The 9,311-nt window shown below is 68.3% G+C and carries 12 protein-coding genes; 4 read left to right on the top strand and 8 right to left on the bottom strand.

Going from position 1 to position 9,311, the window contains the following annotated elements; all coding sequences use genetic code 11:
- Positions 1 to 16: 16 nt before the first annotated feature.
- Positions 17 to 541, top strand: coding sequence for a TPM domain-containing protein (locus tag IM725_RS13120; protein WP_193781048.1), 525 nt, complete (start codon positions 17 to 19; stop codon positions 539 to 541).
- A gap of 15 nt (positions 542 to 556) precedes the next feature.
- On the opposite strand, the gene nhaR is transcribed toward IM725_RS13120, so the two are convergent.
- Positions 557 to 1,465 carry a transcriptional activator NhaR gene (gene nhaR, locus IM725_RS13115; RefSeq protein WP_193781047.1) on the bottom strand — a complete coding sequence of 303 codons (909 nt, stop codon included), beginning with the start codon at positions 1,463 to 1,465 and terminating at the stop codon, positions 557 to 559.
- A gap of 94 nt (positions 1,466 to 1,559) precedes the next feature.
- Between nhaR and IM725_RS13110 the strand changes: the two genes are divergently transcribed.
- From IM725_RS13110 to IM725_RS13100, 3 genes are all read left to right on the top strand, one after another.
- Positions 1,560 to 1,958 carry a TerB family tellurite resistance protein gene (locus IM725_RS13110; protein WP_193781046.1) on the top strand — a complete coding sequence of 133 codons (399 nt, stop codon included), beginning with the start codon at positions 1,560 to 1,562 and terminating at the stop codon, positions 1,956 to 1,958.
- A gap of 17 nt (positions 1,959 to 1,975) precedes the next feature.
- Complete coding sequence (locus IM725_RS13105; protein ID WP_193781045.1) at positions 1,976 to 2,389, top strand: hypothetical protein; 414 nt, start codon at positions 1,976 to 1,978, stop codon at positions 2,387 to 2,389.
- A 66-nt stretch (positions 2,390 to 2,455) separates the two neighbouring features.
- The gene (locus IM725_RS13100; RefSeq protein WP_193781044.1) at positions 2,456 to 3,478 is read left to right on the top strand and encodes a TerC family protein; all 1,023 of its coding nucleotides are present in this window, start codon (positions 2,456 to 2,458) and stop codon (positions 3,476 to 3,478) included.
- Positions 3,479 to 3,561: 83 nt separating this feature from the next.
- On the opposite strand, the gene IM725_RS13095 is transcribed toward IM725_RS13100, so the two are convergent.
- The 7 genes from IM725_RS13095 to atpE are packed head-to-tail and all read right to left on the bottom strand — an operon-like array spanning position 3,562 to position 9,287.
- The gene (locus IM725_RS13095) at positions 3,562 to 3,990 is read right to left on the bottom strand and encodes a F0F1 ATP synthase subunit epsilon (protein WP_193781043.1); all 429 of its coding nucleotides are present in this window, start codon (positions 3,988 to 3,990) and stop codon (positions 3,562 to 3,564) included.
- A gap of 52 nt (positions 3,991 to 4,042) precedes the next feature.
- Positions 4,043 to 5,452: a F0F1 ATP synthase subunit beta gene (gene atpD / locus IM725_RS13090; protein WP_193781042.1), complete on the bottom strand. Its 1,410-nt coding sequence runs from the start codon at positions 5,450 to 5,452 to the stop codon at positions 4,043 to 4,045.
- A gap of 15 nt (positions 5,453 to 5,467) precedes the next feature.
- Positions 5,468 to 6,343 carry a F0F1 ATP synthase subunit gamma gene (atpG, locus tag IM725_RS13085; RefSeq protein WP_193781041.1) on the bottom strand — a complete coding sequence of 292 codons (876 nt, stop codon included), beginning with the start codon at positions 6,341 to 6,343 and terminating at the stop codon, positions 5,468 to 5,470.
- Between the two features lie 18 nt (positions 6,344 to 6,361).
- Positions 6,362 to 7,915, bottom strand: a complete 1,554-nt coding sequence (atpA, locus tag IM725_RS13080; protein ID WP_193781040.1) for a F0F1 ATP synthase subunit alpha — start codon at positions 7,913 to 7,915, stop codon at positions 6,362 to 6,364.
- 32 nt (positions 7,916 to 7,947) lie between these two features.
- On the bottom strand, positions 7,948 to 8,478 hold the full coding sequence (locus IM725_RS13075; protein WP_193781039.1) for a F0F1 ATP synthase subunit delta: 531 nt from the start codon (positions 8,476 to 8,478) through the stop codon (positions 7,948 to 7,950).
- Positions 8,479 to 8,494: 16 nt separating this feature from the next.
- Entirely contained in the window at positions 8,495 to 8,965 is a 471-nt protein-coding gene (locus IM725_RS13070) for a F0F1 ATP synthase subunit B (protein WP_193781038.1), read from the bottom strand.
- Positions 8,966 to 9,023: 58 nt separating this feature from the next.
- Positions 9,024 to 9,287, bottom strand: coding sequence for a F0F1 ATP synthase subunit C (gene atpE / locus IM725_RS13065; protein ID WP_227753795.1), 264 nt, complete (start codon positions 9,285 to 9,287; stop codon positions 9,024 to 9,026).
- Positions 9,288 to 9,311 lie beyond the last annotated feature (24 nt).

Here is a 9,311-nt window from a genome sequence, read left to right as displayed (position 1 = left end):
CCTCGGGAGACTGGTGATGGCGAGCAGAAGGCACGGCTTCTTCCCGGCCCTGGCACGGCTGCTGCGCCATCGCTGGCACGAGGACGCCCAGCGCACCCTGGGCCGCGACATGCTCAGGCGCCTGACCGACAGGGTCTCGGCCAGCGAGCGGCTGCACAGCGGCGAGCTGCGCATCTGCATCGAGGGGGGCCTGCCGGCGAGCTACATCTGGCGCGGCGCGGGCGCGCGCGAGCGGGCCGTCAACCTGTTCGGCAAGCTGCGCGTGTGGGACACGGCCCAGAACAACGGCGTGCTGATCTACCTTCTGCTGGCCGAGCGCGCCATCGAGATCGTGGCCGACCGCGGCCTCTCGGCGCAGGTCGATGCCGCGCGCTGGGCCGCCATCCTGGACGGCATGCGCGGCGCCTTCCGCGCCGGCCGCTACGAGGACGGCCTCACCCAGGCGCTGGAGGATGTGTCCGCCTTGCTGGTGCAGCACTTCCCGCTCGCGCCCGGGCAGGTGCACCACAACGAATTGCCGAACGAGCCGCTGGTGCGCTGAGGCCCGGGCCCGTGCTCAGTCGGTGAGCAGCTCGGTGCGCACCGCGGCCGTGATGGCCGCGATGGCCGGGTGGGTGATGCGGCGCTCCACCGAGATGCCGTAGAACTCCTCCAGCAGGCCGTCGGCGATGCCCAGCTGCACCACGTCGTATTGCCGCTGGATCTCCGGCGCCAGGACGGCAGGCGCGGGGAACGCACCGCCGCCTTCGCGCCCGAAGGCCTTCATGAGCGCGCTGTCGTCGAACTCGGCCACCACGCGCACGGCCAGGCCCTGCCGGCGCAGCCAGGCCTCCAGGCGCGGCCGCAGGGCCGAATCCGGGCCCGGCATCAGCAGCGGCAGGGCCGCCAGCGCAGCGGGGAAGGCGCCGGGCGCGGGAAGCCGCCGGCCCGGCAGCAGCCGGCGCGACGCGAAGAAGGCGACGCGGCTGCGCCCCAGCAGGTGGGCATAGGCCTTCACGCCCAGGTTGCCCGGCAGCGGCACGTCGGAGACCACCAGCTCCAGGCGGCGCAGCGCCAGTTCCCCCAGCAGCTGCGTGAGCTTGCCTTCCGTGCATTGCAGCCGGGGCGGCGGCAGGGCACGCCAGGCCGGCTCGACCACGTGGAAGGCGATGGACTTGGGCACCGAATCGACGATGCCGATGCGCACCAGCGGTGCGGGCGCGGCGTCGCGGCCGCCGCGCAGCGCGTCCTGCATCTCGCCGCCCAGGGTGAAGATCTCGTCGGCGTACTGCATCACCAGGCGACCGGCCTCGGTGGGCTCCACGCCGCGTCCCGCCTTGCGCAGCAGGGGCGCGCCCAGCCGCTCTTCCAGCAAATGGATCTGCCCGCTCAGGGTCTGCGGCGTGAGGTGCAGCTGCTGCGCCGCCTTCAGCACGCCCCCGGCTCTCACCACCGTCCAGAAATACTGCAGATGCTTGTAGTTCATGCTTCGTATTTCTCGAAGGGTCGAAGCGATTTTTCGATTTTTCTTTTACGGAGGCAAGTCCTAAATTCTGCGCATCGCAACACGAAAGGACATGATGCGCAGCTACCCCACCGACAGCCCCCGCGCCGCCGCCCGCGTGGTGGCCCTGTCCCTGCTCGCCGACGGCCACCTCGGGGCGCGCGAGTTCGCGGCGGTGCGTGACAGCGCACTGGCCCGGCGGCTGGACCTGGACGCCGACGCCCTGCAATGCGTGCTGCACGAACTCGTCGAGGACCTGCTCACCTGCACCGGCGCCGCCTGGCACGACGGTGGGCCCGGGCCCGGCTTCGTGGACGCCGCGCTCGCGGAAGTGCGTGACACCGGCCTGCGCCGCGAGGTGCTGGACCTGTGCAGTGCCGTGGCCCAGGCCGACGGGCACGTCAGCGAAGGTGAGCGCGCGCTGCTGACCTCGGTGGCCCGCGGCTGGAAGCTCGCCCCTCTGGAACCCGCCTGAACCCGAAAGGAGACCCCATGGACATCGACATCCGTAGCCCGGGCGTGCGCATGCCGCGCGCCCAGCGCAACGCGCTGTTGCGCGACGTTCGCCACACCTTTGCGTCGTGCAGCCATCGCGTCGCCCACGTGCTGCTGCAGATCACGCTGGTGCAGGACGCGCGGCGCAGCGGCCTGCGCGACTGCGTGGTGGAGGTGCACCTGGCCGATGGCCACGTGGAACGCGTGCAGGAGCGCCGACGCCACGTCGGCGTGGTGCTGCGCCGAGCGCTGCAGCGGGCCTGGCAGGCGACGCTGCGCTGGGTGGGCCGACTGGTGCAGGGGCGCTCTGCGCTGCGCCTGCCGGCCCCGGGCTCGCGGGCCCTGCCGCCTGCCGCCGCAGCCGCCCGCCCTGCCGTGGCGCCTGCCGCCACGCGCACCGTCGACCCCTGAGCCGGCCGTCGCGGGCGACGTCGCGCACGCCGCCCGCCCGGCCCCTGTCCCCGCCCCGCATCGCCCATGACCGAACTGCTCGCCACTCCCTTCCTCGGCCAGGCCCTGTGGCTCTGGCTGTCCTTCGCAGCCCTGGTTGCCGCCCTCCTGGCGCTGGACCTGGGCGTGCTGCACCGCCAGGCCCGGGAGATCGGCGTGGCCGAGAGCCTGTGGCTGTCGGCCGGCTACATCGCGGTGGCCCTGGCCTTCGGGGCCGGCCTCGCGTGGCAGCTGGGCACGGCAGCCGGCATGGAGTTTCTGACGGGCTACCTGATCGAGAAGTCGCTCTCGATCGACAACGTGTTCGTCATCGCGCTCATCTTTTCCTTCTTTTCAGTTCCACGCATCCACCAGCATCGCGTGCTGTTCTGGGGCATCCTGGGCGTGGTCGCGCTGCGCGCCCTGATGATCGGGCTGGGCGCCGCGCTGGTGGCCCAGTTCTCGTGGATGCTCTACCTGTTCGGCGCCTTCCTGGTGGCCACCGGCCTGAAGATGCTGTGGCCGTCCCGGCAGCCGCCCGACCTGGCGCGCAACCCGCTGCTGCGCCTGTTGCGCCGGCTGATGCGGGTGACCCCCACGCTGCGGGGCCCTGCTTTCGTGGTGCGCGAGCCGCACCCCAGCACTGGACGGCCGGTGCTCTGGGCGACGCCCCTGCTGCTGGCGCTTCTCATGGTCGAGGCGGCCGACCTGGTGTTCGCGGTGGACTCGGTGCCGGCGATCTTCGCGATCACGCGTGACCCCTTCATCGTCTACACGAGCAACATCTTCGCCATCCTGGGGTTGCGGGCGCTCTACTTCGCGCTGGCCGCGGTGCTCCACCGCTTCGCCTACCTGAAGTACGCGCTGGCCCTGGTGCTGGTGTTCATCGGGGCGAAGATCTTCCTGGTGAACATCGTGGGCAAGATCCCGGCGGGCCTCAGCCTGGGCGTGACGGTGACCCTGATCGCGGGCGGCGTGGCGGTCTCGCTGTGGGCCAGCCGCAGGCGCGGTGCGGGCCTGCCGGGCGGCGCCGACGCCCAGCCCGCGCCTGTCGCAGCCCGTGCCCCGTGATGCCCGGGCGCCGGGCGTAAAAAAGCCCCGCCAAGGCGGGGCTGGGAGTGCGCGGTTTTTAGCGCTTCTTGTGACTTGCGTGCTCAGTGCTTCTGGCGGTACTTGCGCAGCGCCGCGATCTGGGCGGCCATGATCGCAAGTTCCGATTGCGCCTTGGCGATGTCCACGTCGCCCTTGGCGTTGCGCAGCGCCTCTTCGGCGGCCGCACGGGCGGCGTTGGCCTTTTCCTCGTCCAGGTCCTTGCCGCGGATCGCGGTGTCGGACAGCACGGTGACGCGGTTCGGCTGCACCTCGAGGATGCCGCCGGCCACGAACACGAACTCCTCGGAGCCGTCGGCCTTCTCGATGCGCACCGAGCCCGGCTTGATGCGGGTGATCAGCGGCGTGTGGCGCGGGTAGATGCCCAGTTCGCCGGACTCCCCGGGCAGGGCCACGAAGCGGGCCTCGCCAGAGAAGATCGACTCTTCGGCACTCACCACGTCGACGTGGATGGTGTGGGTGGTATCGACCATGGTCTTCCTTGTTCAGGCGGGGACAGGCCGCAGCCCGTCCCCAAGGTCGTGATCAGGCCGCCAGCTTCTTGGCCTTCTCGAAGGCCTCGTCGATGGTGCCGACCATGTAGAAGGCCTGCTCGGGCAGGTGGTCGCACTCGCCGGCCACGATCATCTTGAAGCCACGGATGGTTTCAGACAGGGGCACGTACTTGCCGGGCGAGCCGGTGAACACTTCCGCGACGTGGAAGGGCTGCGACAGGAAACGCTGGATCTTGCGGGCGCGGGACACGGCCAGCTTGTCTTCCGGCGACAGCTCGTCCATGCCCAGGATCGCGATGATGTCGCGCAGTTCCTTGTAGCGCTGCAGCGTGGACTGCACGGCGCGGGTGGTCTCGTAGTGGTCTTCGCCGACCACGTTCGGGTCCACCTGGCGGCTGGTGGAGTCCAGCGGGTCCACGGCGGGGTAGATGCCCAGCGAGGCGATGTCGCGCGACAGCACCACGGTGGCGTCCAGGTGGGCGAAGGTGGTGGCAGGCGACGGGTCGGTCAGGTCGTCCGCGGGCACGTACACGGCCTGGATCGAGGTGATCGAGCCGACCTTGGTGGAGGTGATGCGCTCCTGCAGGCGGCCCATTTCCTCGGCCAGCGTCGGCTGGTAGCCCACGGCGGAAGGCATGCGGCCCAGCAGCGCGGACACTTCGGTACCGGCCAGCGTGTAGCGGTAGATGTTGTCCACGAAGAACAGCACGTCACGGCCTTCGTCGCGGAAGGATTCCGCGATGGTCAGGCCGGTCAGGGCCACGCGCAGGCGGTTGCCCGGGGGCTCGTTCATCTGGCCGTACACCATGGCCACCTTGGACTCGGACAGGTTGTCGAGCTTCACGACGCCCGAGTCCGCCATCTCGTGATAGAAGTCGTTGCCTTCACGGGTGCGCTCACCCACGCCGGCGAACACCGACAGGCCGGAGTGGGCCTTGGCGATGTTGTTGATCAGCTCCATCATGTTCACGGTCTTGCCGACGCCGGCGCCGCCGAACAGGCCCACCTTGCCGCCCTTGGCGAACGGGCAGATCAGGTCGATCACCTTGATGCCGGTTTCCAGCAGCTCGGTGGAGGGCGACAGCTCGTCGTAGGCCGGGGCCTTGCGGTGGATGGACGCCGTGAGCGCCTGGTCGATCGGACCGCGCTCGTCGATGGGCGTGCCCAGCACGTCCATGATGCGGCCCAGGGTCGCCTTGCCGACGGGCACCGTGATCGGCGCGCCGGTGTTGTACACCATGGTGCCGCGGCGCAGGCCGTCGGAGGAACCGAGCGCAATCGTGCGGACCACGCCGTCGCCGAGCTGCTGCTGGACTTCCAGCGTCAGCATGGAGCCGTCCATCTTCAGCGCGTCATAAATGCGGGGCATCTGGTCGCGGGGGAACTCAACGTCCACCACGGCACCGATACATTGAACAATCTTGCCTTGTGCTTGAGCCATGTGTTGCTCCAGAAATTAAACAGCCGCGGCGCCGGAAACGATCTCGGAGAGTTCCTTCGTGATCGCTGCCTGGCGCGTCTTGTTGTAGACCAGCTTGAGCTCGTTGATCAGGTTGCCGGCGTTGTCCGTGGCCGCCTTCATGGCGACCATGCGGGCCGACTGCTCGGAGGCCATGTTCTCGGCCACCGCCTGGTACACGAGCGCCTCGACGTACCGCAGCAGCAGGTCGTCGATGACGGTCTTCGCGTCGGGTTCGTAGATGTAGTCCCAGCCGTGCTCGCCGGCGGCCGTGGTTTCGGCCTCCATCTTCGCGGCCGAAAGGGGCAACAGCTGCTCGACCACCGGCTCCTGCTTCATCGTGTTGATGAACTTGGTGTAGCAGAGGTAGACGGCGGAGAGCTTGCCCTCGGCGTACTGGTCCAGCAGCACCTTGACCGGCCCGATGAGGCGGTCGAGATGGGGCGTATCGCCCAGCTGGGTGACGTGCGAGACGACCTGCGCGCCGATGCGGTTCAGGAAGCCCAGGCCCTTGTTGCCGATGGCAACGGTCTGGGACTTGTAGCCCTGGTCCTGCAGTTCGCGCAGCCGGGACGTCACCGCCCGCAGCACGTTGGTGTTCAGGCCGCCGCACAGGCCCTTGTCGGTGGACACCACGATGAAGCCCACGGCCTTCACGTCGTTGGGACGCATGAAGGCATGGGTGTACTCGGGGTTGGCCTTGCCGAGGTTGGAGGCGATGTTGCGGACCTTCTCGCTGTAGGGCCGGGCCGCACGCATGCGGTCCTGCGCCTTGCGCATCTTCGAGGCGGCGACCATCTCCATGGCCTTGGTGATCTTCTTGGTGTTCTCCACCGATTTGATCTTGCCGCGAATCTCTTTGCCTGCAGCCATGCTGGTTCCTGCGGGGGGTTAAGCGAAGGTCTTCTTGAACGCTTCGATCGCAGCGGTCAGTTCGGCCTCGGCATCCTTGTCCATCGCCTTGTTCTGCTCCAGCTTGTCCATCAGGGCAGCGTGCTTGTCCTTCAGGTAGCCGTGCAGGCCGTGTTCGAAGGCCAGGACCTTCTTCACGTCCAGGTCGTCGAAGTAGCCCTTGTTCACCGCGAACAGCGAGGCGGCCATCGTGGCGATGGACAGCGGGCTGTACTGGGGCTGCTTGAGCAGCTCGGTCACGCGGGCGCCGCGGTCCAGCTGCTTGCGGGTGGCGGCGTCCAGGTCGGAGGCGAACTGCGCGAACGCGGCCAGCTCACGGTACTGCGCCAGGTCGGTACGGATACCGCCGGACAGGCCCTTGATCAGCTTGGTCTGCGCGGCACCGCCCACGCGGGACACGGAGATACCGGCGTTGATGGCGGGACGGACACCGGCGTTGAACAGGCTGGTTTCCAGGAAGATCTGGCCGTCGGTGATCGAGATCACGTTGGTCGGCACGAACGCGGACACGTCGCCGGCCTGCGTCTCGATGATCGGCAGGGCCGTCAGCGAACCGGTCTTGCCCTTGACTTCGCCGTTGGTGAACTTCTCGACGTAGTCGGCGTTCACGCGGGCGGCGCGCTCGAGCAGGCGGCTGTGGAGATAGAACACGTCGCCGGGGTAGGCTTCGCGGCCCGGAGGACGGCGCAGCAGCAGCGAGACCTGGCGGTAGGCGACGGCCTGCTTGGACAGGTCGTCATAGATGATGAGGGCGTCTTGGCCGCGATCGCGGAAGTACTCACCCATGGTGCAGCCGGCGTACGCGGAGACGTACTGCATGGCGGCGGACTCGGAAGCGGTCGCGGCCACGACGATGGTGTATTCCATCGCGCCGTTCTGCTCCAGGGCACGCACCAGGTTCTTCACGGTCGACGCCTTCTGGCCGATGGCCACGTAGACGCAGACCATGTTCTGGCCCTTCTGGTTGATGATCGTGTCGACGGCCACGGCGGACTTGCCGGTCTGGCGGTCGCCGATGATCAGCTCGCGCTGGCCACGGCCGATCGGCACCATGGAGTCGATGGCCTTCAGGCCGGTCTGCACCGGCTGGTCCACCGATTTACGCGCGATCACGCCGGGAGCGACCTTCTCGATCACGTCCGTCATCTTGGCGTTGATCGGGCCCTTGCCGTCGATGGGCTGGCCCAGGGCGTTCACCACGCGGCCGATCAGCTCGGGGCCGACGGGCACTTCCAGGATGCGGCCCGTGCACTTCACGGTGTCGCCTTCGGAGATGTGCTCGTACTCGCCCAGAATCACGGCGCCGACGGAGTCGCGCTCGAGGTTCAGCGCCAGGCCGAAGGTCGGCGTGCCGTCCGCGGTGGCGGGGAACTCCAGCATTTCGCCGGCCATCGCGTCGGACAGGCCGTGGATGCGGCAGATGCCGTCGGTCACCGAGATCACGGTGCCCTGGTTGCGGATGTCGGCGCTGGCGGCCAGGCCCTCGATCCGGCTCTTGATCAGTTCGGAGATTTCTGCGGGATTGAGTTGCATGACTCTTTCCTAAATGGTTGGCCGTACCGCCCTCAGGCGGTCAGCGCGACTTTCATTTGTTCAAGGCGGGCACGGACGGAGGTGTCGAGCACCTCGTCGCCAACGACCACACGCACGCCGCCGATCAGGGCGGCGTCTTCCTGGACGCTCAGGTTCAGCTTGCGGCCGAAACGCGTTTCCAGCTTGCGCGCGAGTGCGGCGAGCTGGTCGGCGGCGATCGGGAACGCACTGTAGACCACCGCGTCGGAGGCGCCGGCCTGCGCGTTCTTCAACGCGCGGAACTGGCTGGCCACCTCGGGCAGGGCCTGCACGCGGCCGTTTTCGATCACGGTGCGCAGGAAGTTGGCGCCGGCGGGCGACAGGTCGACCTTGGCCACCCCGGCGATCACGTCGAACACCTGCTGGCTCGTCACCTTCGGGTTGTCGGCGAACTGCAGCAGCTGCTCGTTGCCAGCCACCGCGGCCAACGCGTCGAGCCATTGGGACGTGCCGTTGAGGTCCGCCTGGGACGCCTTGTACAGCGCCTCGGCGTAGGGACGGGCAATCGTGGCGAGTTCAGCCATGGTCTTGCGGCTTTCCTTAGAGCTCGGTCTGGAGGCGGTTGAGCAGGTCGGCGTGCACGGAAGCGTTCACTTCCTTGCGCAGGATCTGTTCGGCGCCACGCACGGCCAGGGCGGCGACCTGCTCGCGCAGGACCTCGCGGGCCTTCACGGTCTGGTGCTCGGCTTCGGCACGGGCGGCGGCGATGATCTTGTTGCCCTCCTCGGTCGCGCGCGACTTGGCTTCCTCGACGATGGCCTGGGCACGGCGCTCGGCGTCGGCCAGCAGGGCAGCGGTCTCGTTGCGGGTCTTGGCCAGCTCCTGTTCGACGCGCTTGTCGGCGGCAGCCAGGTCGGCCTTGGCCTTGTCGGCGGCGGCGAGGCCGTCGGCGATCTTCTTCGCGCGCTCGTCCAGGGCCGTCGCGATGGGCGGCCAGACGAACTTCATCGTGAACCCGACCAGGATCAGGAACACGATCATCTGGATGATCAGGGTTGCGGTGATGCTCACTGTAGTGTCCTTCGCCCGGTGCGCATTCCGCGTCCGGGCATGGGTGAACCGCGGCGGATTACTTCGGCAGGTTGGCCAGCTGACCCAGGAACGGGTTGGCGGTGGCGAACCACAGGGCGATACCGGTACCGATAATGAAGGCGGCGTCGATCAGGCCGGCCAGCAGGAACATCTTGGTCTGCAGTTCGTTCATCAGTTCGGGCTGGCGAGCGGCCGACTCGAGGTACTTGCTGCCCATGATGCCGATGCCGATGCAGGCGCCGATGGCACCCAGACCGATGATCAGGCCGGCGGCCAGGGCGACAAAGCTGATAACTTCCATGATTGCTCCTAAGTGGACTTTGGT

This window comes from Ramlibacter aquaticus, assembly GCF_015159745.1.
GTDB lineage: Bacteria > Pseudomonadota > Gammaproteobacteria > Burkholderiales > Burkholderiaceae_C > Ramlibacter > Ramlibacter aquaticus.
The sequence above is the reverse complement of the archived record's forward strand: the minus strand, read 5'-3'. Positions and strand labels throughout refer to the sequence as shown.

What these genes read in the sequence shown, in the direction of transcription:
- IM725_RS13120 (WP_193781048.1), top strand. Translation starts at nt 17, where the DNA reads ATGGCGAGCAGAAGGCACGGCTTCTTCCCGGCCCTGGCACGGCTGCTG.
- nhaR (WP_193781047.1), bottom strand. Translation starts at nt 1,465, where the DNA reads ATGAACTACAAGCATCTGCAGTATTTCTGGACGGTGGTGAGAGCCGGG.
- IM725_RS13110 (WP_193781046.1), top strand. Translation starts at nt 1,560, where the DNA reads ATGCGCAGCTACCCCACCGACAGCCCCCGCGCCGCCGCCCGCGTGGTG.
- IM725_RS13105 (WP_193781045.1), top strand. Translation starts at nt 1,976, where the DNA reads ATGGACATCGACATCCGTAGCCCGGGCGTGCGCATGCCGCGCGCCCAG.
- IM725_RS13100 (WP_193781044.1), top strand. Translation starts at nt 2,456, where the DNA reads ATGACCGAACTGCTCGCCACTCCCTTCCTCGGCCAGGCCCTGTGGCTC.
- IM725_RS13095 (WP_193781043.1), bottom strand. Translation starts at nt 3,990, where the DNA reads ATGGTCGATACCACCCACACCATCCACGTCGACGTGGTGAGTGCCGAA.
- atpD (WP_193781042.1), bottom strand. Translation starts at nt 5,452, where the DNA reads ATGGCTCAAGCACAAGGCAAGATTGTTCAATGTATCGGTGCCGTGGTG.
- atpG (WP_193781041.1), bottom strand. Translation starts at nt 6,343, where the DNA reads ATGGCTGCAGGCAAAGAGATTCGCGGCAAGATCAAATCGGTGGAGAAC.
- atpA (WP_193781040.1), bottom strand. Translation starts at nt 7,915, where the DNA reads ATGCAACTCAATCCCGCAGAAATCTCCGAACTGATCAAGAGCCGGATC.
- IM725_RS13075 (WP_193781039.1), bottom strand. Translation starts at nt 8,478, where the DNA reads ATGGCTGAACTCGCCACGATTGCCCGTCCCTACGCCGAGGCGCTGTAC.
- atpE (WP_227753795.1), bottom strand. Translation starts at nt 9,287, where the DNA reads ATGGAAGTTATCAGCTTTGTCGCCCTGGCCGCCGGCCTGATCATCGGT.